The sequence below is a fragment of the Arthrobacter sp. UYCu723 genome (genome assembly GCF_054059215.1).
In genome coordinates, this window is record NZ_JBSSBW010000001.1 from 3096419 (window position 1) to 3119693 (window position 23275).

The 23275-nt window shown below is 67.8% G+C and carries 21 protein-coding genes and 1 tRNA gene; 10 read left to right on the forward strand and 12 right to left on the reverse strand.

Annotated features, from left to right (window positions below; all coding sequences use genetic code 11):
• The first annotated feature begins 57 nt into the window (after window positions 1–57).
• From ACVWZ8_RS14560 to ACVWZ8_RS14570, 3 genes are all read left to right on the forward strand, one after another.
• The gene (locus tag ACVWZ8_RS14560; RefSeq protein WP_456505008.1) at window positions 58–1014 is read left to right on the forward strand and encodes a metal ABC transporter solute-binding protein, Zn/Mn family; all 957 of its coding nucleotides are present in this window, start codon (window positions 58–60) and stop codon (window positions 1012–1014) included.
• Window positions 1015–1126: 112 nt separating this feature from the next.
• Window positions 1127–1942 carry a metal ABC transporter ATP-binding protein gene (locus tag ACVWZ8_RS14565; protein ID WP_456505009.1) on the forward strand — a complete coding sequence of 272 codons (816 nt, stop codon included), beginning with the start codon at window positions 1127–1129 and terminating at the stop codon, window positions 1940–1942.
• Window positions 1942–2832 carry a metal ABC transporter permease gene (locus tag ACVWZ8_RS14570; RefSeq protein ID WP_456505010.1) on the forward strand — a complete coding sequence of 297 codons (891 nt, stop codon included), beginning with the start codon at window positions 1942–1944 and terminating at the stop codon, window positions 2830–2832. The genes ACVWZ8_RS14565 and ACVWZ8_RS14570 overlap by 1 nt, the downstream gene beginning before the upstream one ends.
• Window positions 2833–2880: 48 nt before the next feature.
• Here ACVWZ8_RS14570 and ACVWZ8_RS14575 read toward each other — a convergent pair whose 3' ends face one another.
• The gene (locus ACVWZ8_RS14575) at window positions 2881–3285 is read right to left on the reverse strand and encodes a VOC family protein (RefSeq protein WP_456505011.1); all 405 of its coding nucleotides are present in this window, start codon (window positions 3283–3285) and stop codon (window positions 2881–2883) included.
• Between the two features lie 181 nt (window positions 3286–3466).
• Window positions 3467–3928, reverse strand: coding sequence for a Fur family transcriptional regulator (locus tag ACVWZ8_RS14580; protein ID WP_426978629.1), 462 nt, complete (start codon window positions 3926–3928; stop codon window positions 3467–3469).
• A gap of 104 nt (window positions 3929–4032) precedes the next feature.
• Between ACVWZ8_RS14580 and ACVWZ8_RS14585 the strand changes: the two genes are divergently transcribed.
• Entirely contained in the window at window positions 4033–4689 is a 657-nt protein-coding gene (locus tag ACVWZ8_RS14585; RefSeq protein WP_456505012.1) for an MBL fold metallo-hydrolase, read from the forward strand.
• A 26-nt stretch (window positions 4690–4715) separates the two neighbouring features.
• Here the strand turns inward: ACVWZ8_RS14585 and ACVWZ8_RS14590 are convergent, their stop codons facing one another.
• Window positions 4716–5810, reverse strand: coding sequence for a PLP-dependent cysteine synthase family protein (locus ACVWZ8_RS14590; protein ID WP_456505013.1), 1095 nt, complete (start codon window positions 5808–5810; stop codon window positions 4716–4718).
• Window positions 5811–5874: 64 nt separating this feature from the next.
• Between ACVWZ8_RS14590 and ACVWZ8_RS14595 the strand changes: the two genes are divergently transcribed.
• Complete coding sequence (locus tag ACVWZ8_RS14595; protein ID WP_456505014.1) at window positions 5875–6741, forward strand: sulfurtransferase; 867 nt, start codon at window positions 5875–5877, stop codon at window positions 6739–6741.
• 17 nt (window positions 6742–6758) lie between these two features.
• On the opposite strand, the gene ACVWZ8_RS14600 is transcribed toward ACVWZ8_RS14595, so the two are convergent.
• Window positions 6759–8336, reverse strand: a complete 1578-nt coding sequence (locus ACVWZ8_RS14600) for a DUF222 domain-containing protein (protein WP_456505015.1) — start codon at window positions 8334–8336, stop codon at window positions 6759–6761.
• Window positions 8337–8543: 207 nt separating this feature from the next.
• Between ACVWZ8_RS14600 and ACVWZ8_RS14605 the strand changes: the two genes are divergently transcribed.
• Both ACVWZ8_RS14605 and ACVWZ8_RS14610 read left to right on the forward strand, forming a co-directional pair.
• Window positions 8544–9701, forward strand: a complete 1158-nt coding sequence (locus ACVWZ8_RS14605; RefSeq protein ID WP_456505016.1) for an NAD(P)-dependent alcohol dehydrogenase — start codon at window positions 8544–8546, stop codon at window positions 9699–9701.
• Entirely contained in the window at window positions 9698–10126 is a 429-nt protein-coding gene (locus tag ACVWZ8_RS14610) for an HIT family protein (protein WP_456505017.1), read from the forward strand. The genes ACVWZ8_RS14605 and ACVWZ8_RS14610 overlap by 4 nt, the downstream gene beginning before the upstream one ends.
• Before the next feature lie 23 nt (window positions 10127–10149).
• Here ACVWZ8_RS14610 and hrpA read toward each other — a convergent pair whose 3' ends face one another.
• Together hrpA and ACVWZ8_RS14620 are read right to left on the reverse strand one after the other, a co-directional pair.
• Complete coding sequence (hrpA, locus tag ACVWZ8_RS14615) at window positions 10150–14214, reverse strand: ATP-dependent RNA helicase HrpA (RefSeq protein ID WP_456505018.1); 4065 nt, start codon at window positions 14212–14214, stop codon at window positions 10150–10152.
• Between the two features lie 171 nt (window positions 14215–14385).
• A complete protein-coding gene (locus tag ACVWZ8_RS14620; RefSeq protein WP_456505019.1) occupies window positions 14386–14553 on the reverse strand; it encodes a hypothetical protein in 168 nt (55 codons plus the stop codon).
• 81 nt (window positions 14554–14634) lie between these two features.
• Here ACVWZ8_RS14620 and ACVWZ8_RS14625 point away from each other — a divergent pair, with 81 nt between their 5' ends.
• A complete protein-coding gene (locus ACVWZ8_RS14625; protein ID WP_456505020.1) occupies window positions 14635–15603 on the forward strand; it encodes a GlxA family transcriptional regulator in 969 nt (322 codons plus the stop codon).
• 9 nt (window positions 15604–15612) lie between these two features.
• Here the strand turns inward: ACVWZ8_RS14625 and ACVWZ8_RS14630 are convergent, their stop codons facing one another.
• Together ACVWZ8_RS14630 and ACVWZ8_RS14635 are read right to left on the reverse strand one after the other, a co-directional pair.
• Window positions 15613–15984: a protealysin inhibitor emfourin gene (locus tag ACVWZ8_RS14630; protein ID WP_456505021.1), complete on the reverse strand. Its 372-nt coding sequence runs from the start codon at window positions 15982–15984 to the stop codon at window positions 15613–15615.
• Window positions 15985–16011: 27 nt separating this feature from the next.
• A complete protein-coding gene (locus ACVWZ8_RS14635; RefSeq protein WP_426978618.1) occupies window positions 16012–17070 on the reverse strand; it encodes a M4 family metallopeptidase in 1059 nt (352 codons plus the stop codon).
• Between the two features lie 205 nt (window positions 17071–17275).
• On the opposite strand from ACVWZ8_RS14635, the gene ACVWZ8_RS14640 reads away from it, so the two are divergent.
• Window positions 17276–18253: a cation diffusion facilitator family transporter gene (locus ACVWZ8_RS14640; protein WP_456505957.1), complete on the forward strand. Its 978-nt coding sequence runs from the start codon at window positions 17276–17278 to the stop codon at window positions 18251–18253.
• 69 nt (window positions 18254–18322) lie between these two features.
• Here ACVWZ8_RS14640 and ACVWZ8_RS14645 read toward each other — a convergent pair.
• The 4 genes from ACVWZ8_RS14645 to ACVWZ8_RS14660 all read right to left on the reverse strand — a co-directional run bounded on the left by ACVWZ8_RS14645 (window position 18323) and on the right by ACVWZ8_RS14660 (window position 21425).
• A tRNA-Arg gene (locus ACVWZ8_RS14645) sits at window positions 18323–18395 on the reverse strand.
• A 137-nt stretch (window positions 18396–18532) separates the two neighbouring features.
• A complete protein-coding gene (locus ACVWZ8_RS14650; protein ID WP_456505022.1) occupies window positions 18533–20068 on the reverse strand; it encodes an FAD-dependent oxidoreductase in 1536 nt (511 codons plus the stop codon).
• Window positions 20065–20949 (reverse strand): FAD:protein FMN transferase, encoded by an 885-nt coding sequence (locus tag ACVWZ8_RS14655; RefSeq protein WP_456505023.1) that lies wholly within the window; start codon window positions 20947–20949, stop codon window positions 20065–20067. Before ACVWZ8_RS14655 ends, ACVWZ8_RS14650 begins: the two co-directional genes overlap by 4 nt.
• A 32-nt stretch (window positions 20950–20981) precedes the next feature.
• Window positions 20982–21425: an FMN-binding protein gene (locus ACVWZ8_RS14660; protein WP_456505024.1), complete on the reverse strand. Its 444-nt coding sequence runs from the start codon at window positions 21423–21425 to the stop codon at window positions 20982–20984.
• 199 nt (window positions 21426–21624) lie between these two features.
• Between ACVWZ8_RS14660 and argS the strand changes: the two genes are divergently transcribed.
• Window positions 21625–23274 (forward strand): arginine--tRNA ligase, encoded by a 1650-nt coding sequence (gene argS / locus ACVWZ8_RS14665; RefSeq protein WP_426978614.1) that lies wholly within the window; start codon window positions 21625–21627, stop codon window positions 23272–23274.
• Window position 23275: the final 1 nt, after the last annotated feature.

Genomic DNA, 23275 nt, shown 5'->3' on the forward strand with positions numbered 1-23275 from the left:
TAGACTCGTGGCTGTTGCTAATGCTCCTGATTCTCAATAACTGATCCGAGGTTCCCCGTGCGTCGTCCTGCTGCCCGTGCCATAGTTACCGCCGTTGCCGGCCTCAGCGTGATGCTGACGGCCTGCAGTCCGACGGCGGGGAGCACCCGGGGGACCGCCGGGGAGGGGGTCGTTGAGGTCGTCGCGTCCACGAGCGTGTACGGCGACATCGTCAGCACCATCGGCGGCGACAAGGTGCGCGTCAACTCCGTCATCACCCGCACCAGCCAGGACCCGCACTCCTACGAGGCGACCACCCAGGACAAGCTGGCGGTTTCCAAGGCCGAACTGGTCGTGGAGAACGGCGGCGGCTACGACGATTTCATCCATAAGCTGGCGGACGATACCGGGCTGGACCAGGCCAACGTGCTGAACGCCGTCGAGCTTTCCGGGCTGGAGAGCGCCGACGCCGGCAGCGGAGGCACCGCCAGCGCGGACGGCCACGACCACGCCGGCTTCAACGAGCACGTCTGGTACAGCCTGCCGGCCATGGCACGGCTCGCCGACGCCGTCGCCGCCAAGCTCGGCGAGCTGGAACCGTCCTCTGCCGGGACCTTCCGTACCAACGCGGCCGCCTTCAAGGACTCGCTCGCCGGCCTTGAAGCCAAGCTGGCCACGATCAAGGCGGCGTCGGGCCCGGGGGCGGTTGCCGTCACTGAGCCCGTGCCGTTGTATCTGCTGGAGGCGGCCGGACTGGAAAACAAGACCCCCGCCGAGTACATGTCGGCCATTGAATCCGGTTCGGACGTTCCGCCCGCCGTGCTGAAGTCCGCCGTCGACCTTGTCCGCTCCGGCGGCGTCAGGCTGCTGGCCTACAACCTGCAGACCGAGGGCCCGCAAACGGTGGCGCTGAAGGATGCCGCTGCGGCGTCGGGCGTTCCGGTGCTGAACTTCAGTGAGACGCTGCCGGACGGCAAGACGTACCTGCAGTGGATGGCGGACAACGTGGACGCCATCGGCAAGCCGCTGTCCTGAGGACAGCCCGGGCCACCATCGCCGTCGGAATGACCGGGCCCGGAAGCCGGGGCCTAAGATTATCGGGACAGCGTGAGCAGAACGAGTCACGCAGAAATCGAGGAAATCCAAGTTGACACCCGTAGTGAGCCTCCGCGGTGCGTCCCTCACGTTCGGCCAACGGACCCTCTGGGAGAACCTGGACCTGGACATCAACCACGGTGAATTCTTCGCCGTCCTCGGCCCCAATGGGAGCGGCAAAACGACCTTCCTCAAGGTGCTCCTCGGACTGCAGGAGCTCAGCTCCGGAACGGCCATACTCGACGGCCGCCCCGTCGAACGCGGCAGCCGGCGGATCGGCTACATCCCGCAGCAGAAATCGTTTGATGCGGACACCCCGTTGCGTGCCCGCGACCTCGTCGGCCTCGGCGTCGACGGCCACCGCTGGGGAGTGCGCCTCGGTGCTGCCCGGGCGGACCGGAAGATCGACCGGCTGCTCGAGCTCGTGGGTGCCGAAGACTATGCCAAGGCGCCGGTGGGGCAGCTCTCCGGCGGCGAGCAGCAGCGGCTGCGGGTGGCCCAGGCCCTCGCCACGGACCCGAAAGTACTGCTCTGCGATGAGCCCTTGCTGTCCCTCGACCTGCAGCACCAGCAGGCGGTCAGCGGCCTGATCAACAACCAGTGCCGCGAGCAGAAAAGCGCCGTGGTGTTCGTAACGCATGAGATCAACCCCATCGTGGACTACGTCGACACGGTGCTTTACCTGGCCGGCGGACGCTTCCGCGTGGGCAGGCCGGAGGAAGTGATGACCACCGAGGTCCTGTCCGATCTTTACGGCAGCCATGTCGAAGTCATCCACGCCAACGGCCGGATGGTCGTGGTGGGCGTTCCGGATGCCACCACGCACCACCACGAGGATGCGCACGCGGTTGCAGGGGAGGTCGGCTAATGGACCTCGAGAACATACTCAATTCCATCTTCAATTTCGAGAACTACGGCGAACTACTCGCGCTGGTCCAGAATTCGATCTGGGCCGGGGCTGTCCTGGGACTGTTGGGCGGCCTGGTCGGGACCTTCGTGATGAAGCGGGACCTGGCGTTCGCGGTACACGGCATCTCCGAGCTCTCCTTTGCCGGTGCGGCCTTCGCCCTGCTGATCGGCATGGACGTCGTGCTCGGTTCCTTGCTGGGGTCGGTGGTGGCGGCCCTGCTGCTGGGCCTGATGGGGGTCCGCGCCCGGGACAAGAATTCGACCATCGGCGTGCTCATGCCCTTCGGCCTGGGCCTGGGCATCCTGTTCCTTTCGCTGTATGAAGGCCGCGCCGCCAACAAGTTCGGCCTGCTCACCGGGCAGATCGTGTCTGTCGGGACCGTCCAGCTGCAGGTGCTGGCCGTCGCCGCCGTCGTCGTGATGCTGGCCCTGATCGCCATCTGGCGGCCGCTGACCTTTGCAAGTGTCGATCCCGACGTCGCCGCGGCCCGGGGCGTGCCGGTCCGGGCCCTCGCCCTCGGATTCATGCTGCTGTTGGGCTTCAGCGTGGCGCTATCCATCCAGATTGTCGGCGCGCTGCTGGTCCTGGCGCTGCTGATCACGCCTGCGGCTGCGGCCTTGCGGGTGACGTCATCGCCCCGGCTGGTGGTGCTCCTCAGCGTGGTGTTCGCCGTGACGGCGACGGTGGGCGGCATCATGCTGGCCCTCGGCGGCCGGCTCCCCATCAGCCCCTATGTCACCACGCTGTCGTTCCTGATCTACGTGGTCTGCCGTGCCATCGGCGGCATCCGGGCCAAGCGTGGAATGAACGGGCGGGTGCTGCGGGGCGCACCGGTCCCGGCGGCCTGAGACAGTGAACGGGGTCAGGCGCCGAACGGGGTCAGGCGCCGAACGGGGTCAGGCGCCGGGAATCGGGTGCATCAGGCAGAAAGGGTGCCCAGCCGGATCAAGCAGGACCCTCCAGCGGTCCGGCGAGGGCTGGACGCCAGCGCGACGGGCGCCGAGCGAAATAACCTGCTGTTCAGCAGCGTCAAGATCGTCAACAGCAAACTCAAGATGGAGCTGCTTGGGTGAAACGTCCCCGGGCCATTCAGGCGGACGGTAGTTCTGCACGCGCTGCAATGTCAGCATCACTCCCGCACCTTTGAGTGCAACGAAATCGTCAGACTCGAAGAACACTTCCGCATCGAGCAGCCGTCGGTAGAAGTCCGCCAGCACGGCGGGGTCTGCACAATCGACGGAAACTGCGGCCAGGCGGGCTATTGCTGTCATGAAATCTCCAATCCCGGTACGGGAAACCACTGCGTGATGGCACCACTCTAGGGCGCCATGTCAAGGCATGGTGAGCGGTGCGCACGTTTCGCTGCGGTGTTCTGTCCCGACGGACCTGTCCCGCCGGACCTGGCCCGCCGTTGACCGCGTCGGTGCTGGCCACATCCGGTTCAGCAGGGACTGAGTTGCCGCGCCGCCGGTAAGACCTTGGCTATATCCCGGACTGCCGGGCCGTGCACTCCGGGCATAGCCCGAAGATCTCCACGGTGTGTTCCACAGCGGTGAAGCCGTGCTCTTTGGCGATCCGCGCGGCCCAGGCTTCCACCGCGGGTGCCTCGACCTCGACGGCCTTCCCGCAATTGCGGCAGAGCAGGTGGTGGTGGTGGCCGGTGACAGCGCAGCGCCGGTAGACCGCCTCGCCATCGGCGCTCCGAAGGACGTCTACCAGACCGTCATCGGCAAGGGACTGCAGGATCCGGTACGACGTGGCAAGGGAAACCGAGGTGCCCCGCTCCTGCAGGATGCGGTACAGCTCCTGGGTGCTGACAAAGTCTGCCAGTTCGTCCAGGGCGGCGCTGACCGCGAGGCGCTGCTTGGTGACACGCTGTTCCTTACCCGCGGCGGGAGCGGGGGCCGGTGTCCGGTTGCCGTCGGCTGTGGCGCCCTGGGACATTGTGGAACTCGTTTCACTGTCGGTTTCGTTTGGAGTGCTGGCAATGTCCAAGATTACCAGCCGGGGGCGTGGACACCGCGACGACCGATCCCTAGGCTGGCCCGATGAAGCTGACGAAATTCACGCACGCATGTGTCCGCCTCGAGAAGGACGGCAAGGTGCTGGTGCTCGACCCGGGGACGTTCTCGGAGACGGAGCAGGCGCTGGCCGGTGCGGACGCCGTGCTGATCACGCACGAGCACGCGGACCACGTCGACGTCGACGCCGTCGTTGCCGCCCTGGTGGGCAGCGACTCGCTGCAGCTCTTCGCGCCGGCGGGGGTCGCGGGGCAGTTGCGCGGCAAGGCGGACAGCGCTGCGGATCGGATCCATGCCGTGGCCCCCGGCGAGGAGTTTGACGCCGCAGGCTTCGCCATCCGGAGTTTCGGCGGCCAGCACGCCCTGATCCATCCCCAGATTCCGGTGGTGGCGAATGTGGGCTATCTGGTGGATTCCAACGTCTACCACCCGGGGGACTCCTTCGCGATACCGGACGGCGTGGACGTCCGCACCCTGCTCGTGCCGATCCACGCGCCGTGGAACAAGGTGGGCGAGGTGGTGGACTTCGTGATCGGCGTCCGGGCACCCAAGGCGTTCCCGATCCACGACGCCCTGCTCAACCCGAACGGGCTGGGCCTCGTTGAGGGGCACGTGACGCGGATCGGCGCCAAGTACGGCACCGAATATCGCCACCTCTCCAGCGGGGACACGGTGGAGGTCTAACCCGCACGGAGGCCCCTTGGGGAAGTCTAGGCCGGCCAGACCCCGCTCGCGAAGAACTCGCGGACGGCGGCCTCGTACGGTTCGGGGTCCAGTCCCTGGGCCTGCAGCCAGTCCGGGTTGTAATAGTTGCCGGCATAGCGGTCACCGCCGTCGCACATCAAGGACACAACGCTGCCGCGCCGTCCTTGGGCGATCATCCCGGCGATGAGCTGCCACACGCCCCAGAGGTTCGTGCCGGTGGACGGGCCCGCGTGCAACCCGGCGAAATGCCGAAGGTGACGCATCGCCGCCACCGACGCTGCGTCCGGGACCTGGATCATGTGGTCGATCACTGTGGGGACAAAGCTTGGTTCCATCCGGGGCCGGCCGATGCCCTCGATCCGCGACGGGAGCCCGGCGACGCCGGCTGCACCGGCGCCGACATCGCCGCCGGCCAGCCACGCGGGATAGAACGCCGAGTTCTCCGGGTCCACGACCGCCAGCTCCGCATCGTGGCGGTGATAGCGGAGGTACCGGCCGATCGTGGCGCTCGTTCCTCCGGTCCCGGCGCCCACGACAATCCAGCGCGGGATCGGGTGCTCTTCCAAGGCGAGTTGGCCGAAGATCGACTCGGCGATGTTGTTGTTCCCCCGCCAGTCCGTGGCCCGCTCGGCGTAGGTGAACTGGTCCATGTAGTGGCCGTTGCTGCTCCTGGCCAGTTCGGCGGCCGCCTCGTAGACCTCCGACGCGTGATCCACCAGCAGGCAGGACCCGCCGAACTGCTCGATCAGGGCAATCTTTTCCCGGCTGGTGGTCCGGGTCATCACGGCGATGAACGGCAGCCCCAGCAGCTGGGCAAAATACGCTTCCGAGACGGCCGTACTGCCGCTGGACGCTTCCACGATCGTGGTTCCTTCCGCGATCCAGCCGTTGACCAGGCCGAAAAGGAACAGGGAGCGCGCCAGCCGGTGCTTGAGGCTGCCGGTACGGTGCGTGGACTCGTCCTTGAGATACAGCTGCACTCCCCAATGTTCCGGGAGCGGGACGGAATAGAGGTGGGTGTCGGCGGAGCGGTTGTTCTCGGCATTGATTCTGCGGATGGCTTCATCGGCCCAGGCCCGGTCGTTTGCGCGCTCTCTCATCACCGCACCAGCCTACCCGCGGCGGCCGCGCGCCAACGATGACGCGCACGGATAGAGTTGGCGGATGCAGACCCTCATGGATGTAGATTCGCTGAAGGGCCGGCTGGATGCCGGCCGACGCACTGTATTGCTGGATGTGCGCTGGGCGCTCGGTGACCCGCACGGCCGGGAACATTACCTGGCGGAGCACCTCCCCGGCGCCGTCTTCGTGGACCTCGCCACCGAACTGGCCGGCCCCGCGGATCCAAGCCGCGGCCGCCACCCGCTCCCTTCCCTGGAGCAATTCCAGGCATCCGTCCGCTCCTGGGGCGTCCGCAGTGGAGATGTCGTCGTTGCCTACGACGACAGCGGAAACATGGCTGCCGCCAGGCTCTGGTGGATGCTCCGGAACGCGGGTTTCGCGGACGTTTACCTGCTCGACGGCGGACTGGCCGCCTGGCGTGCCGCCGGATTCGACGTCGAACGCGGCGAATGGCAAGCGGAGCCCGGCGACGTCGTCCTGGCCGCCGGTGCCATGCCCGCGATCGACGCGGGGCGGGCGGCCAGTTGGGGCCAGCAGGGCTTGCTGCTCGACGCCCGGGCGGGGGAACGGTACCGCGGGGAAATCGAACCCGTGGACCCGCGCGCAGGCCACATCCCGGGAGCCGTGAGCGCGCCCACCACCGGCAACCTCGGCGCGGACGGCCGGTTCCTGCCGGCCGAATGGTTGCGCGAACGCTTTACCAGCCTCGGTGTGACACGGGACGTCTCCACCGCGGTCTACTGCGGTTCGGGGGTGACGGCGGCCCACGAAATCGCGGCGCTGGAAATTGCCGGTTTCCCGGCCGCCCTGTACCCGGGCTCCTTCTCCGAATGGTCCAACAATCCCTCGAACGACGTCGTGACCGGTCCGGCGCCCTATGCCGACGGCACTGCCGCGGACTCGGCATAACGGCTATGCGATAACGGCTATGCGGCTGGCTGCCTCACGGGGCGCGGCCGTTTTTGTGCTTTCGCGCGGTGTCTGAGTTCCCTCCTGTGGCGTCCATCGGCGGGGTCCGCCGTGTCCGGAGGTCCGCCCGGGTCCCGGGTCATGGCCGTGCCCGGCAGAGGTGGTGCGGTGGAGTGGTAGCTGTGGCCGGTGGGGGTGGTGAGTTCGAGGCCGTGTCTGTGTCTGAGTTCGTTCGTGCCGGCGGGCCCGGGTCGTGGCTGGGCTTTCCAGCCGGGCTTTTCCTTGGTGTGGTTGCAGGCTTCGCAGGTTCCGGCGCCGTTGATGTTGGTGGTGGGGCCGCCTTGATGCCAGGGGATGATGTGGTCCAGGTGGCGTATCGGGGCGTCGCAGTAGGGGGTGCGGCAGGTGTCGTCGCGGGCCTGGATGTAGCGGCGGAGTCCGGCGGGGAAGAGCCGGGCGCGGGAGTCCATCGCGATGAGGCTGCCGGTTGCCGGTGCGGTGTAGAGCCGGCGGAGCCAGATGTCCATTTCTTTGTCGCCGCCTGTGCCGTCCCCGCGGCGACGGCCGGACCTCGTGCCGTCACCGGCCGGACCTCCGCCTGCGCCGTCACCGGCCGGGCCTCCGCCTGCGCTGTCCCGCGTGCCGCCGTCCCCGGCGGCAGCGTTTTGGGCACGTGTGTCGTTGATCAGGTTCCGGGCCCAGCCGGCGGGGACGATGCCGTAGCCGGGGAGGCGGGCGGGTTCGGAGTCGGACTGGAGGAGGGTGCGGTCGGTCATGATGAGCTGGATCTCGATCCCGGTGATCCCGCCGGGGGTGCCGGTGAGGCGTTCGACGAGGCCGTCGGCCATGAGCTGGCCCCGGCCCCTCGGATCCCCGGCGGCGCGCAACGAATCGGCGTGGCGGCTCAGCGCCGCGTACGCGGCGACGCCCTCGGCGACGGGGAGCAGGGCGGTGAGGTAACACATGGTGTCCGGTGCGGGGCGGAGGCTGACGTGCCGTTCAGTGGCGGCGTGGCTGGCGCGTTGGGTGACGGAGCGGGGGTCCAGCCGGTGGGCGGCGGTCCGGGCGGCGGCGATGATCTCCCGGTCGCCGGCGCCGGCGAAGGCGCCGGTGTCGGCGGCGAGCTGGCCGTCGACGGCGCAGCGGTCCGCGGCGGACAGGCAGGCGGTTTCCTTCACGAGGAGGGTGGCGCGCCATTCGTTGAGCTGGCCGGTGTGCAGGGCGGTGAGGGTGTGCGGCATTTCGGTGACGAGGGCTTTCGCCAGGCCCAGGAGCCGTCCGCCGCGGGCGGGGGATTCGCGCCGGGCCAGGGCGATCTGCGCCGCGACCCCGGCGCCGAGCTCCGCCGCCGGAACGCCCTGCGCGCGCCGGGTGCGGCGCTGGGCGGCAGCGAAGGCGACCGTGATCCGGGCCTGCAGCGCGGCCGCGGCGGACTTCAGATCCTCCAGCTGCCGGAGCTGGTCGATCAGCCCGGCCCCGCCGTCGTCGTCGGCGTGGCAGAGGCGGACGGCTCCCAGGGAACGGAGCACGTCGGTGACAGTTCCACCTCCTGCTGCCGCGCTGCGAGCCACTTCGGGCTCCCGATTGCCGTCCATGGGATTAGTCTTCCAGTGACCTGTGACATTAACAGGCCTCACGCCCTTCGATGTGGACCGCCGAAGCACCTGACACGAGTGGTCGCGGCGGAGTATGGATTCCGGAAGGATCGGATCGGCCACGGAGCGGCCCAAGAGTGGGTAACGCGGTCCGCCAAGGGCGCTCGGGATTGGCCATGTTCCGGCGCGCGGGGGTAGCGTCGAGACATGACTCCCGGACGCCCCGTACCGCCGCCCTTTGCCCAGCCGCTCCCGACTCTCGACACGCCGTCCGAGGCCATTGACGCGCCCCGCCGGGCAGCCGCTTACGGCGCCACCGCCAGCGACAGCGGACTCGTCCCCTTGACCGTTGCCCGGCGCGCGCCGAAGGAAGACGACGTCGAGATTGCCATCGATTTCTGCGGATTGTGCCACTCTGACGTCCATGCCACCCGTGGAGAATGGGGTGCCCAGAACTACCCGCTCGTGCCTGGCCACGAAATCGTGGGCCGGGTCGCCCGGGTGGGCTCCGCCGTCGACGACTTCACCCCCGGTGAGCGCGTGGGCGTCGGCTGCATGGTCGATTCCTGCCGCGAATGCGGCAGCTGCCTGGACGGCCTGGAGCAATATTGCGAGAACGGCATGGTCGGGACCTACGGCGCGAAGGACCACCGCAACGGGGACACCGTCACGCAGGGCGGTTACGCCAGCTCCATCGTGGTGGACCGCCGCTACGTGTTGCGGGTCCCGGAAAGCCTCGACCCCGCCGCCGCGGCGCCGCTGCTCTGCGCGGGCATCACCACCTTCTCGCCGCTGCGCCACTTCGAGGTCGAGGAGGGCGACGTCGTCGGCGTCGTCGGCCTGGGCGGCCTGGGACACATGGCCGTGAAGCTCGCCAAGGCGATGGGCGCCGAAGTGAAGGTGTTCACCGCCTCCGAGACCAAATTCGCCGCGGCCCGCGAGCTCGGTGCCGACGACGTCATCCTCTCCCGCGACGAGGCCGCGATGAAAGCCGCGAACCGGAGCATCGACGTCATCATCGACACCGTCGCCGCGCCCCACGACCTCAACCCGTACTTCCGCACCCTGCGCCTGGACGGGGCCCTGTTCCAGCTCGGACTCCCCTCGGAGGACATGCCGCCGGTCAACCCCGGGGCCCTGATCGCGCGCCGGATCGCCTACGCCGGCTCGCTGATCGGCGGCATCGCCGAGACCCAAGAGATGCTGGACTTCTGCGCCGAACACGGCGTGGTGTCCGAGGTTGAAGTGGTCCGGGCGGACCAGCTCAACGAGGCCTATGACCGCATGGTGGCCGGCGACGTGAAGTACCGTTTGGTTTTGGACGCCAGCACCCTGGGGTCACCTTCGGAAAGGGCGGATGTATGAGCACTCTCTTCACCAGAATCATCAACGGCGAGATCCCCGGCCGCTTCGTCTGGCGCGAGGACAATGTGGTGGCCTTCCTGACAGCGGGCCCGCTCGCCGACGGCCACACGCTCGTAGTACCCACCGAGGAAGTGGACCGCTGGACGGACGCTTCCCCGGAACTGCTCGGGCGGGTCATGGAGGTGGCCCGCAAGATCGGCGCCGTCCAGGTCGACATCTTTGATGCGGCCCGGGCCGGGCTGATTGTGGCAGGCTACGAAATCAACCACCTGCACGTGCACGTCTGGCCGTCCAACTCGATGGCTGACTTCGACTTCGGCTCGGCGGACCAGCACCCCGAGCCCGTGAAACTGGACGCCAACGCGGAGAAACTCCGCGAAGGCCTGCGGAAGGCGGGCTACGCGGAGCACGTTCCGGCCGCCTGAGCCAGGCCCTAATCAGGCCGGCGTCAGGCCGGCGCCAGCACCTTGTTCAGCACCGCCCGGATCCGCTTTTCCGAGACCGAATACGCCGTTCCGAGTTCGACGGCGAACAGGCTCACCCTGAGCTCCTCGATCATCCAGCGGACCTGGGTTAACTCGGCCCCGGCCCGGCGGCCGGGGAGCAGCGCCGACACGGCGTCGTCGTAGTCGTCCTCTAAAGCCTGGATCGCCGTCATGTGCTGCGCATCCCGCGGGACATTAGTGGGGAGCTTCTCGAGGCGCTTCTCGATCGCAGCGAGGTACCGCGGCAACTGGCTCAGCCGGGCGTAGCCCGTGCGTGCCACAAAGCCGGGGTACACCAGCTGCTCCAGTTGGCTCTTGATGTCATTGAGGGCGCTGATCAGGGCCAGGCTCGTGGTGCCCTTGAGCTGCTTTTCAATCCGCCGGGTGCTCGCCAGGATGCGTTCGACGACGGCGGTGACAGTGAAGACGGTGTCGATCAGCTCGGCGCGGACCTTTTCGTACAGGGCTTTGAACGAGGCCTCGTCCCAGGGCAGCTCGGCGGGGGTGAGCTTGTCGACGGCGGCAAGCGCGCAGTCCGCGATCAGGGCCGAGACGGAACCGTGCGGGTTCTGGCTGAAGGTCAGCTTCTCGGTGTTGTTCAGATGCTCCAGGACGTAGCGGTCCGGCGGCGGCACCTTGAGTGCGAGCAGGCGGATGACGCCGCCGCGCATGGCCTGTTCCTGTTCGGAACTGGTCTGGAAGAGCCGCACGGCCACGGAACGGCCTTCGTCCACCAGCGCCGGATAGCCGGTGACGGTATGCCCCTTCACGGTGCCCTGGACCTGGCGCTGCACCGTCCCGACGGACCACTCGGTAAGGCCGGACTCCTCAGTGAAGCCGGACTGCTGAGTGAAACCGGTCGAGGCCGCGGAAGTCGAGGCCGCGCCCGCGGCAGGTGCGGTGCCCATCCCGGCACCCTGACCGGCACCCTGACCGGCACCCTGCCCGCCGGCCCTGCCACCTGATTTCGGCGCCGTCGTGCGCGGCGTGGCGCCCAGGGATTCGGCGATCGCCCGGCGGGTTGCCGGGGCCAGGCGTTCCTGCAGCGCGGGGAGGTCCTTGGCCTCGTCCAGCACCTTGCCCTGCGAGTCGACGACGCGGAAGCTGACCCGCAGGTGCGGCGGCACGGCGTCCCAGTTCCAGGAATTCGGCGGGATGACCTGCCCGCGGATCCGGCGCAGGACCAGTTCCAGCGAGGCCTCCAGCTCGTCCGTGGCCGGATCGAAGTCGGCTTCCAGAGCCGCCACGGCCTGGCGTGCGACGTCGGGTGCCGGAACGAAGTTCTTGCGTACCTGCTTGGGCAATGACTTGATCAGGGCCGTGACCAGTTCCACCCGCTGGCCTGGAATGAGCCAGCGGAAGGCGGCGTCGTCGAGCTGGTTGAGGAAGAGCACGGGGATCTCGGCGGTGACGCCGTCGGACGGATGAGGCGGCGAGCCGGGGGCCACAGGGTGGAACTCATAACTCAGTGGAAGCTCGAAGCCCTTGTGCAGCAAGGTCTTCGGGTAGGCGGAATCGTCGAGCGCATCGGCGTCCTCGCTGATCAGCAGCGCTTGGTCGAAATCGAGCAGTGCGGGATCCTGCTGCCGCGCTTCCTTCCACCACTTGTCGAAGTGCCGTTCGGAGACGACCTCCTTGCCGATCCGGGCGTCGTAGAACTCGAACAGGGTTTCGTCGTCTACCAGGATGTCCCGGCGCCGCATGCGTGACTCGAGCTCCTCCACCTCGTGGAGGAGGGCCCGGTTGCGGTGGAAGAACTTGTGGTGGGTCTGCCAGTCGCCTTCGACGAGGGCGTGCCGGATGAAGAGCTCACGGCTGAGCTCCGGATCCACCTTTCCATAGTTGATGCGCCGGCTCGGGATGATCGGCACGCCATACAGCGTGACCTTCTCGTGGGCCATCACCGAGCCCATCTTCTTGGACCAGTGCGGTTCGCTGTAGCTGCGCTTGACCAGGTCCGGCGCCACCTGCTCTACCCACAGAGGATCAAACTTCGCCACCACCCGGGCCCACAGCCTGCTCGTCTCCACGAGTTCGGCCGCCATGACGAAGGTCGGGTTCTTCTTGAACAGCGCCGAACCGGGGAAGATCGCGAAGCGGCTGCCCCGGGCGCCGGTGTACTCGCGCTTGCGTTCGTCGAGGATGCCGATGTGGCTCAGGAGGCCCGAGAGCATGCTGATGTGGATGCTCTCGTGGTTGCCCACCGGGTCCGCCAGCCGCTTGTTGTCCAGGCTGATGCCGAGCGGCCGGGCGAGCTGGCGCAGCTGGGCGAACAGGTCCTGCCATTCCCGGACGCGGAGGTAGTTGATGAACTCGTTGCGGCACAGCCGGCGGAACGCGGTGGAGGAGAGCTCCTGCTGCTTCTCCTGAATGTAGTTCCAGAGGTTCAGGAAGCCGGTGAAGTCCGAGTTCTCGTCCCGGAAGCGCGCGTGCTTTTCCGCGGCGAGCTGCTGCTTATCTGACGGTCGTTCCCTCGGGTCCTGGATCGTCAGCGCCGCCGCCAGGATCATGACCTCGCGGACGCAGCCGCGCTTGCCGGATTCCACGATCATCCGGCCCAGCCTCGGGTCCACCGGCAGCTGGGCAAGCTGCTGCCCGACGGCGGTCAGCCCGCCGTTGCTTCCGGCAGCAGCGCCGGACGGGCGGCGGCCCGGTCTGCCGCCGTCGGGGCGGCCGTCGCCGTCGCCGGTCTGCTCCTGTGGGCGCGCCGCGCTCAGGGCGCCGAGTTCACGGAGCAGGGTGACGCCGTCGTTGATGGCCCGCGAATCCGGCGGTTCCACAAACGGGAAGTTTTCCACATCCTTGGGTCCGCGGGCCACGCCCATGGCGGTCATCTGCAGGATGACGGCGGCGAGGTTGGTGCGCAGGATCTCGGGGTCTGTGAACGGCGGCCGGGACTCGAAGTCGTCCTGCGAGTAGAGCCGGATGGCGATGCCGTCGGACACGCGGCCGCAGCGGCCGGACCGCTGGTTGGCCGAGGCCTGGGAGACCCGCTCGATCGGCAGGCGCTGGACCTTGGTGCGGTGCGAGTAGCGCGAGATGCGGGCGGTGCCGGTGTCGATGACGTATTTGATGCCCGGGACGGTCAGCGAGGTTTCGGCGACGTTGGTGGCCAGCACGATCCGACGCTTGCTCCCGGGATGGAAGACCTTGTGCTGTTCCTGCAGGCTCAGCCGCGCAAAAAGGGGCAGTATCTCCGCACCGGCCAGCCGGCGGTTCGTCTGGATCCGTGCGTTGAGCGCCTCGGCGGCGTCGCGGATCTCCCGTTCGCCGGAGAAGAAGATGAGGATGTCGCCGGGGGCTTCCAGCGCGAGTTCGTCGACGGCGTCGCACACCGCGTCCAGCGGGTCGCGGTCCTCCTCGAGCTCGTCGTCGGAAGCGGGGATTCCCTCATCGCCGGCCGCGGAGCCGCCAGGCGGCTGGGAGAGCGGGCGGTAGCGGATCTCGACGGGGTAGGTGCGTCCGGTGACCTCGAGGATCGGCGACGGTTCTTCCTCGCTGCCGAAGTGCCTGGCGAACCGCTGCGGATCGATAGTGGCGGAGGTGATGATGATCTTCAGGTCCGGACGCTGCGGCAGGATCCGCTTGAGGTAGCCCAGGATGAAGTCGATGTTGAGGCTGCGCTCGTGGGCTTCATCGATGATGATGGCGTTGTACTTGCGCAGCAGCTTGTCGCGCCGGATCTCGGCCAGCAGGATGCCGTCCGTCATCAGCTTGACCTTGGTGTTGCGGCTGACCTCGCCGGTAAAGCGGACCTGGAAGCCGACTTCCTGGCCGATCTCGACGCCGAGTTCCTCTGCGATGCGCTTGGCCACGGTCCGGGCGGCAAGCCGCCGCGGCTGGGTGTGGCCGATCAGGCCGTCCTCGCCGAGGCCCAGCTCCAGGCACATCTTGGGAATCTGCGTGGTCTTACCGGAACCGGTCTCGCCGGCAATGATGGTCACCTGGTTGGCCGCGATGGCGGCCATCAGGTCATCGCGGCGCTCGGAAACCGGCAGCTCGGCGGGGTAGGAAATATGCAGTGTCATGGCTGGAGACAGTCTACTGGGCTTGCTGCCCGGGACGGCTCCTGCGCGGGGGGCCTGCTGCCCACTGCCCCTTCGGCCACTGCCGGGAACGTGACGTTGCCCGGTCCCTGGGGGCCGGGCAACTGTTGGCGACTACGGGATTTGGCCGGATCCGACTCCGGGACGCGGGCCTCAGAAGATCCGCAGCGTGTAGCTGGTGCTGGGGAGGTCCAGGGCGGACCAGGCGTCCTCCGAGCGGACGGGCGGGGTGTGGCTCCGGCCGTCGTTGCGCAGGACCGAGGCGGTGGCGGCAAGGCCGACGATGATCAGGATGATGAGGGCAATTCCGATGAGTTCCATTCCTCCATGGTTCTCCGGTCGGGGGAGCAAAAGAAGTGGCAGAAATGCCCAAAAAGGTATAATTTCTGCCACAATGGAAGCATGATCAAATCAGTGGCAATGATAGTGGTCCCCAACTTCTCGGTCTTCGAGTTCGGGACCGCGTTCGAGGTCTTCGGCATAGACCGTTCAGCGCGCGGAAACGGTGTTCCTGCCTTCGACTTCCGGGTCTGCACCCCGGACCCGGGCGATGTCCCGATGAAGTCCGGGCTGTCGATGCACGTCGGGCTCGGGCTGGAGGCCGCGGCGGATGCCGACCTCGTCATCATGAGTCCCTACGGCCGGGACGAGGACCTACCCGAATCCGTCCTGGACGCACTGCGGGCGGCGCACGCCCGCGGTGCGTGGGTCATGTCCATCTGCTCCGGTGCTTTTGCCCTGGCCCGGGCAGGCCTGCTGGACGGCCGGCGCTGCACGACGCACTGGCACTATTCCCAGGAACTCGCCAGCCGGTATCCCGCCGCGCTGGTGGACGAAAACGTCCTCTACGTCGAGGACGGCCGGATCATCACGAGCGCCGGCACGGCAGCGGGCATCGACGCCTGCCTGCATCTGATCCGGGTTGAATTCGGGGCTAACGTGGCGGCGGGTATCGCCCGCGACATGGTGGTTCCGCCGCACCGCGACGGCGGTCAGGCCCAGTTCATCGACCGGCCGATTCCTGCCTGCGGCTCCGAACCGATGGAGGAACTGCTGCAGTGGATGGTGCGCCACCTGGAGGAGGAGCATTCCGTCAATGAACTGGCAGCCCGGGTCCATATGTCGCCCCGCACGTTTGCCCGGCGCTTCCGTTCCGAGACCGGTGCGACCCCTGCTGCCTGGCTCAACTCGCAGCGGGTTCTGCGCGCCCAGGAACTGCTCGAGACCACGGAACTCAACATCGACGAGGTCGCACGGGAAGCCGGGTTCGGCCACTCGGTGCTGCTTCGCCACCATTTCACCAAGGTGCTTGACACGAGTCCGCAGTCGTACCGGCGAACTTTCCGGGGCCAACTGGCTGCAGCGGTCTAGGCAAGCCGTCTAGCGGAGCGGTCCCGACAAGCCCTCCGACGGCGGGAGGCCGCCCGGCGGCGTCCTGCCGCCCGGATCTTCGGGTATTGACTCGTCGGGTATTGACTCCGCCGCCGCCCGGGCGTGGTCCACGAGTTCCCGCCACGGACCCGTGACGGCCTGCTCCGGCAAAGTGGCCTGTCGCTGGCCCGCACGGATGCTGTACAGGAAACGGTCCGGCTGAGCGCCGGCGGCTGCCCCGGCGGTCTTCGGGGCTTCGTCCCAGGGGCAGGCCTCAACGAGCGGCTGCCAGAAGTCCTTGTCATCCGGGGGCGTGGCCAGCACCGACCAGGTCCGCTTCATTCCGGCAATGCCGCCGCTGCGCTGGACGGTGATTTTCATGCGACTCGGATCTTCTTGAGACTGGCTTCATCGTCTGATTCCGGAGAGCTTTACCTTCACAGTTTCCCACGCAGACAGCACGGCGTCATGCTCTGCGGATTCTGCTCCAAAGAGTTCCCTGGCGGACGCCGCGGTGGCCCTCGCGAAGGCGCCAAACGTTGCATTCGCGGCCAGCGTCCCTCCCGTCAGCGTCTCGTACCAGATCTGGGCGGGCGCGTCCCAGGCGTTGCCGCCCAGCTCCGTGGCCGTCAGGCAGAACGCGCGGTTGGGGATGCCCGAATTGATGTGCACGCCGCCGTTGTCGGCCCTCGCCTGAACGTAGCCGTCCATCGAGTCCGGCTGCGGGTCCTTGCCGAGCACGTCGTCGTCGTACGCCGTACCCGGAGCCTTCATGGAACGCAAGGCCGCGCCCTGGACCTGGTCCGTGAACAGACCCTCACCGATCAGCCAGCTGGCCTCAGCCGTCGACTGCTTCTTCACATACTGCTCAACGAGTGCTCCGAAGACATCGGACATCGATTCGTTCAGGGCGCCCGCCTGGTTCCGGTAAGCCAGCCCGGCCGAATACTGGGTCACGCCGTGGGCGAGTTCGTGGCCGATCACGCTCAGCGACTTCGTGAACCGCTGGAAGACCTGGCCGTCACCGTCGCCGAAAACCATCTGCCTGCCGTCCCAGAATGCGTTGTCGTACAGGTTGCCGTAGTGGACCGTGGCATCAAGGTGGAGGCCCTTGCCGTCAATGGAATTGCGGCCGAACGCCTCGGCGTAGAGCCGGTGGGTATGGCCCAGCCCGTCATAGGCCTCATCGGCAGCCGGATCGCCGGTGGGTGGTTCCCCCTCCTTGCGCACCACGCTGCCGGGCAGCTGTTCGGCGAACTTGGCGTCGTAGACCGTCCGCTCAGGCGGGGAGGGCTTGAGGTCCCGCATGCCCGGGGGAGCTGCGGGGGAGGGGGCTGCCCTGGACGCCTGGAAGCTCTGGACGTGCAGCAGTGCTTCCCGGGCCGCACGCGCAGCCTCGGAGAGCCGTGGTTCACGCTGCGCCGCCAGGCGGCGGAGCAGGTAGGGAGGGACGATGGAACAGTACATGTGAGACCCCTTTGTGCTTCGGCGGAGTCCTGACGCGGAAGGCAACCGGCACGGAGTCCCGCCGCCCGCCGGCCGCCGGAACCCCGCTGCCGATGCTGACAGCCTACGAGGGGGCACCGACATTTGGCAGGACCAACTCTCTGCCGGCCAAAGCGGGCTATCGAACCGAGACTTCCATACCGTGGCTTCCTATACCGTGGCTTCCATGGACCCATTAGGCGAGGAAAAGAAAAGCGGCTCGACGCTGCTGACGGTCGTCATCGCCTTTGTGGCGAATTTTCTGGTGGCCGGTTCGAAGACCGTGGCCGCCCTGATCACCGGCTCCGCGTCCATGACCGCTGAGGCGGCGCACTCGTGGGCGGACACCGGAAACCAGGTCTTCCTGTTTCTGGCCGAACGGAAATCGGCCAAGAAACGGGACAAGAGCCATCCCCTGGGCTACGGCAGGGAGGCCTACGTCTGGTCCATGTTTGCCGCCTTCGGGCTTTTTACGGCCGGCGCGGTGGTGTCGATCATGCACGGAATCCAACAACTCGTCACCCCGGAGCCGGCCGGGGAGTTCCTCGTCGCCTACATTGTCCTGGCCGTTGCCTTCGTGCTGGAAGGCATTTCCTTCGCGCAGGCCTTCCGGCAGACGCGCCGTACCGCGCGCGAGCTGGAACGTCACACGCTCGAACAGGTGCTCATCAGCTCAGACCCCACCCTGCGCGCCGTTTTTGCCGAGGACGCGGCGGCGTTGATAGGCCTCGTCCTGGCCTTCCTGGGAGTGCTGCTGCATCAGCTCACCGGCTCGGCCGTCCCGGACGCGGTGGGATCGATCGCCGTCGGCTTCCTGCTGGCGGTGGTCGCCGTCGTGCTGATCGACCGCAACCGCCGCTTCCTGGTGGGGCAGGGCGTGACTGCGGACATCGAGCAGTCGATGGGGCGGCGGCTGCTGGAACACCCCGGGATTGAACGGATCACGTACTTGCATCTGGAGTTTGTCGGGCCCCGCAAGCTGTACCTTGTTGCGGCGGTGGACCTGCGGGGCGACCGGCCCGAGCATGAAGTTGCCGTAGCCCTGCGCCGCATTGAACGCGAACTTGAAGATCATGAAACGGTCGAGGAAGCGGTGCTGACCCTGGCCACTCCTGATGAGCCGGCCCTCGGCTTCCGGACGGAAGGAAGCACGGTCCGGTCCTGATGTCCGGATGCAAAGAACCCCGCCGCTTCACTGAAACGACGGGGTTCTTGCTGTGTTGCCAGGATTCTGTGCCCTCGATTGGAATCGAACCAACGACCTTCTGCTCCGGAGGCAGACGCTCTATCCCCTGAGCTACGAGGGCAATCAGGGATCCTGCCGTTACCGGCGGGACGTCCTAGAGCTTAGCAGGAAGGTGGGCTCCAAGGGAAAATCGACGCGACGCGACGCCCTGCCCGGCGTTGCCCCGCACGCTGCCGGGCGCCGTGCCGGGCGCCGGGCTCAGTAGCCGGCAAAGGAGTCCACGTGGATCCTCCGCGCCCCGGCACCCCGCGCGGCGGCGCGGAGCGAGCGGACGCTGGCCGGCGAACCGGACACGAAAACGTCCCGGCCGGCGATGTCCGGGACCAGTTCCTTCAGGATGGCGCTGTCGATCCGGGCCCTGCCCGCATCCTGCATAAAGGCCGGGGGCGGGGAGCCGTCCGCGAGCCTGGCCACGACGCGGGCGCCGGAGCCTTCGAGCTCCTGCGCGTAGGCGAGCTCGGCTGCATTCCTTGCCAGATACAGCAGGATGACATCCCGGTCCGTGGCGGAGCCCGCGGCCAGCTGGGCCAGATACGGCGTGATGCCGATCCCGGCCGCTATCAGCAGCACGGGCGCGCCTGACTTCCGGGGCAGGACAAAATCGCCGCCCACGGCGGTGCCGGTCAGTTCGTCGCCGGGTTCCAGGGCCAGCAGCGTGCGCTTCGCCGAGGACAGCGGTTCGGCCGTCCCCACCCCGATCGTCAGGACACGGGACTCCGGGGGGCTGGTGAGGCTAAAAACGCGCCGCAGCCCTTTTCCGTCGGACTTTTCGTGCGGCAGGTGCAGTTCCATGTACTGGCCGGGGCTGTAGCGGACGGGACGCTCCGGCTGGAAGCGGAATTCCGTCGTCGTCGGCGTCAGCGGCCGGGAGCCCTGGAAGTGGAGGCGGACCCGGCCGCGCTGGCCTGCCGCGAAGGCGAGTGCGTTCCCCGCCAGCAGCGCCAGCTCGGGGGAGTTGGCGACGAAGCCGAGGTTGTAGGGGATAGCGAACAGCAGCCCGACGACGGTGGCCAGCGCCAGCTGCTGCCAGCGGCGCGGCGGCAGCGTGAGCGGCTCGCTGAGCATGAACCCGACGAAGAAGAGCACCGGGCGCTGGGCGAGCGGCTGCCACAGCGCCTCGCCGATATCCGAACCGGCCCGGAGGAGTTCGGCCGAGACGATGGACACGACGACCACCGTAAACACGGCGGCCATCAGCAGCTTCCGCACCCGGTACAGCACCAGGAGCGCGCCCGGCAGCAGGAGCCAGAGCATGGCAGGCGTGGCGGCCCACCAGGTGGCGATGTTGAGCCCGGTCAGCCCGGTGATGAAGGCGCCGGCCGCCGCCGGATTGAAGATATGGCGGCCGCGCCAGGCCAGCGCGTACTTGGACACGGAGGCCAGTACACAGGCCAGCGCCACCCCGGCCAGATCCGTCAGCTGCAAGCCGGCTGAGAACTGCGTCGGCCAGAACAGGAAGTACAGCAGCAGGCCTGTGATCAGGGACGACTCGCTATGCGGCTGCACATGGAAGAGGACGGCCAGCACGCGGTTGGAGCCGTACGTCAGTCCGAGGCACAGTGCGAGGTGCGCCAGCATCTCCGGCAGCCCGAAGCTCAGCCAGCCGAGCACGTTCAGCAGCATGCTGTAGACCGCGAGCACGGCCAGGACCCAGAGCACCAGCCGATACATCGTGAACCGGCCCAGCGCAGAGTCCAGCCGAGAGCCGATGGGAGTGGAGATAACGGCAGTCATGAGAAAAGCACCCCTTCAAAATCGGTCGAATACTCGGCGTGGCCGTCCGTGTAGACGGTCAGCCAGGAAAAATCGAACTCCTCCCGCAACCGGGCTCCTTCGACGAAAAACAGGGCCGTGGCCAGCGCGTCAGCCACCATTGCGGTCCCGGCCATTGCCCAGCTGGCCACGACGGTCCGCACCGGGACCCCCGTGCTGCCGTCCAGAACGTGGTGCAGCCCGTCGCCCCAGGCCCGCCGGTTGGCGGCGGACGCGCACAGGGCGCCGGCACCGAGGCTGACGGTGCCGATCGCCCGGGACGAGTCGTAGGGATGTTCCAGGGCCACCTCGACCGGGGCCGTACCGGGGTCCGGAGCGGAGTTCAACAGGTCCCCGCTGGCATCGATGAAATGGTCATCGATCCCGCCCGCGAGGAGCTCGGCAGAGAGCAGATCAGCCAGCTGCCCTTTGCCTGCCGCTCCGACGTCAATCACCACAGGCGCCCGGGTGGTCAGCACCGTCCCGTCCCAGTCCAGCACGTCTTCCCAGCGCGGGGCGGGGACCGGAGGTCCGGCGGGGCGGAGGGAGTACGCGGCGTCGTAGCCGAGTTGTTCGAGGCTGCCGCCGATCAGTGGGGTCATGGCGCCATTGCTGAGCCGGTACAGCGTCCCGTAGAGCGGGCCGAGGGCAGCGGCCCCCGCGGGCAGCCGATAGCTCCCCGGCTGCCGGGCTGCCCCGGCGACGAGCGAGTCCGGCCGGAAACGGGACCAGGCGGCATCGTAGTCCGCTACGACCTCAAGCAAGCGACGGCGGTGCCTGCCGGGGAGCGGGGAGGGCGTGGAAATCTCCCAACGGGTACCGATCCCGTCGAAGCTGAAATCCGTCCAGCCCGGATGCGGCACGTGGCCTCCCTTACCGCCCGGCTGCCGGGCCTCTACTTGGCATCGGCCTTGATCTTTTCCACGGCCTGGTTGAAGCCGCCGCTTGTCAGCGAGGAACCGGCCACCTTGGAGACCTTGATCTCATCGAGTTTCTTACCGACGATCTGGGACCTGATGCCGCCGGCGAACTCGCCCTGGAACTTCTTGGTGTTGGAGTTGGAGGGATGCGGGGTGATCGTGACATCGGACACAGTCCCGCCGGCCAGCGTCAGTTTCACACCCACCGTCTCGGTGCCGTTCGGCGACACGTAGTTGCCGTCGGCGGAGTAGATCCCGTCCTTGTAGCTGGCGGTCCCGGCAGCGGGCGCGGACGTCGCGGCCGGGGCAGCGCCCTGGGCGGCCGTGCCCTGGCCGCCCGGTGCGCAGCCGGCTGCGGTCCCGGCCAGGGACAGGCCGGCAATGCCGACAAGGACGCTTTTACGGAGAGGGACATTCATGCCGCGGCTCGTTTCAGGTGTTGATCGGATGGGGCGGTGACTCAAGGCGGTGACACCGATGACAACGTTCTCCCCAGCGTAATCGTTCAGTGCGGGGCATCACTGGGAAAACCCTGGCCTTCTTCCGGCCGCCCCCGGGCCGTCTCCCCGCTGTCACGCCAAATTCCGCCACACTGCGGGCCACGGGTAGGCTGGAACTGTGACCCCAGAAGAACTCTCCCTCGCCATTTCCGCCTGCCTCAAGGACGCCGTCGCCGCCGGCGAAATCGGGCTGTCCGCATCCGAGATCCCGGATGAGGTGCGTGTGGAGCGGCCGAAGAACCGGGACCACGGCGACTGGGCCACCAACATCGCCCTGCAGCTGGCCAAGGCCGCCGGTACCAGCCCGCGCGAGTTCGCTGCCGTTCTCAGCGCCCGGCTGAAGTCCATCGACGGCGTGTCCGCCGTCGACATCGCCGGACCGGGCTTCCTGAACATCACGGTGGACGCCGGGGCCGCCGGCGCCCTGGCCAGGGCGATCGTCGAAGCAGGAGCGGGCTACGGCACCAACACGGCGCTCGCAGGCCACACCGTCAACATGGAGTTTGTCTCCGCCAACCCCACGGGCCCGCTGCACATCGGGCACACCCGCTGGGCGGCCCTGGGCGACTCGATCGCCCGCGTGCTCCGGGCCTCCGGCGCCGATGTCACGGCCGAGTACTACGTCAACGACGCCGGCTCGCAGATGGACGTCTTTGCCCACTCCGTGCTGTCCAGGCTGCACGGCCGCGGCGTGCCGGAGGGCGGCTACCCGGGCGAGTACATCGCGGACCTCGGCCATGAAGTGCTGACGCAGCACCCGGACATCCGCGAACTGACCGACGTGGCGGCGCTGCCGGTCATCCGGGGCGCGGCCTACAAGGCGCAGCTGCACGACATCAAGCGGACCCTTGCCGAGTTCGGCGTCGACTTCGACGTGTACTTCTCCGAGCAGGAACTCCACGACGCCGGCGCGATCGAGGACGCCGTGGCGCGGCTCCGCGAGCAGGGCCACGTCTACGACGACGGCGGCGCGGTCTGGCTGCGCACCACGGACTTCGGCGACGACAAGGACCGCGTCATGATCCGCGCGAACGGTGAGCCGACCTACTTTGCCGCCGACGCCGCCTACTACCTGTCCAAGAAGGACCGCGGCTACACCGAGAAGATCTATCTGCTCGGCGCCGACCACCACGGCTACATCAACCGGCTCAAGGCCATCGCCGCCGCCGCCGGCGACGATCCCGAGGTCAACATCGAGGTCCTGATCGGCCAGCTGGTCTCCGTCAACGGCGCCAAGCTGTCCAAGCGGGCCGGCAACATCATCGAGCTCAAGGACCTCATCTCCTGGCTCGGCAAGGACGCCGTCCGCTACTCGCTGGCACGCTTCCCGGCCGACTCGCCGCTGACCCTGGACCCCGAGCTGCTCAAGAAGCACAGCAATGAGAACCCGGTGTTCTACGTCCAGTACGCCCACGCCCGGTCCCGCGGCACGGCCCGCAACGCGGTGGCGGCCGGGGTTGACCGGAGCGCCTTCGACGCCTCGCTGCTGGACCACGCGACGGAAAACGAGCTGCTCTCCTACCTGGGCAGCTACCCCTCGATCGTGGCCAGGGCTGCCGAGCTGCGCGAGCCGCACCGGATCGCCCGCCACCTCGAGGTCATTGCCGGCGCCTACCACCGCTGGTACGACGCCTGCCGCGTGGCGCCGCAGGGTGACGAGCCCATCACCGATGTGAACCGTACCCGGCTGTGGCTCAACGACGCCACGAGCCAGGTGCTGGCCAACGGACTGGAACTGCTGGGCGTCTCGGCGCCGGAACGGATGTAAC

Coding starts and splice junctions, on each gene's coding strand:
- ACVWZ8_RS14580 (WP_426978629.1), bottom strand. CDS start 3,928: ATGTCCCAGGGCGCCACAGCCGACGGCAACCGGACACCGGCCCCCGCT.
- ACVWZ8_RS14590 (WP_456505013.1), bottom strand. CDS start 5,810: ATGAGAGAGCGCGCAAACGACCGGGCCTGGGCCGATGAAGCCATCCGC.
- hrpA (WP_456505018.1), bottom strand. CDS start 14,214: ATGACACTGCATATTTCCTACCCCGCCGAGCTGCCGGTTTCCGAGCGC.
- ACVWZ8_RS14605 (WP_456505016.1), top strand. CDS start 8,544: ATGACTCCCGGACGCCCCGTACCGCCGCCCTTTGCCCAGCCGCTCCCG.
- ACVWZ8_RS14570 (WP_456505010.1), top strand. CDS start 1,942: ATGGACCTCGAGAACATACTCAATTCCATCTTCAATTTCGAGAACTAC.
- ACVWZ8_RS14625 (WP_456505020.1), top strand. CDS start 14,635: ATGATCAAATCAGTGGCAATGATAGTGGTCCCCAACTTCTCGGTCTTC.
- ACVWZ8_RS14600 (WP_456505015.1), bottom strand. CDS start 8,336: ATGGACGGCAATCGGGAGCCCGAAGTGGCTCGCAGCGCGGCAGCAGGA.
- ACVWZ8_RS14635 (WP_426978618.1), bottom strand. CDS start 17,070: ATGTACTGTTCCATCGTCCCTCCCTACCTGCTCCGCCGCCTGGCGGCG.
- ACVWZ8_RS14620 (WP_456505019.1), bottom strand. CDS start 14,553: ATGGAACTCATCGGAATTGCCCTCATCATCCTGATCATCGTCGGCCTT.
- ACVWZ8_RS14585 (WP_456505012.1), top strand. CDS start 4,033: ATGAAGCTGACGAAATTCACGCACGCATGTGTCCGCCTCGAGAAGGAC.
- ACVWZ8_RS14595 (WP_456505014.1), top strand. CDS start 5,875: ATGCAGACCCTCATGGATGTAGATTCGCTGAAGGGCCGGCTGGATGCC.
- ACVWZ8_RS14610 (WP_456505017.1), top strand. CDS start 9,698: ATGAGCACTCTCTTCACCAGAATCATCAACGGCGAGATCCCCGGCCGC.
- ACVWZ8_RS14650 (WP_456505022.1), bottom strand. CDS start 20,068: ATGACTGCCGTTATCTCCACTCCCATCGGCTCTCGGCTGGACTCTGCG.
- ACVWZ8_RS14660 (WP_456505024.1), bottom strand. CDS start 21,425: ATGAATGTCCCTCTCCGTAAAAGCGTCCTTGTCGGCATTGCCGGCCTG.
- ACVWZ8_RS14640 (WP_456505957.1), top strand. CDS start 17,276: ATGGACCCATTAGGCGAGGAAAAGAAAAGCGGCTCGACGCTGCTGACG.
- ACVWZ8_RS14630 (WP_456505021.1), bottom strand. CDS start 15,984: ATGAAAATCACCGTCCAGCGCAGCGGCGGCATTGCCGGAATGAAGCGG.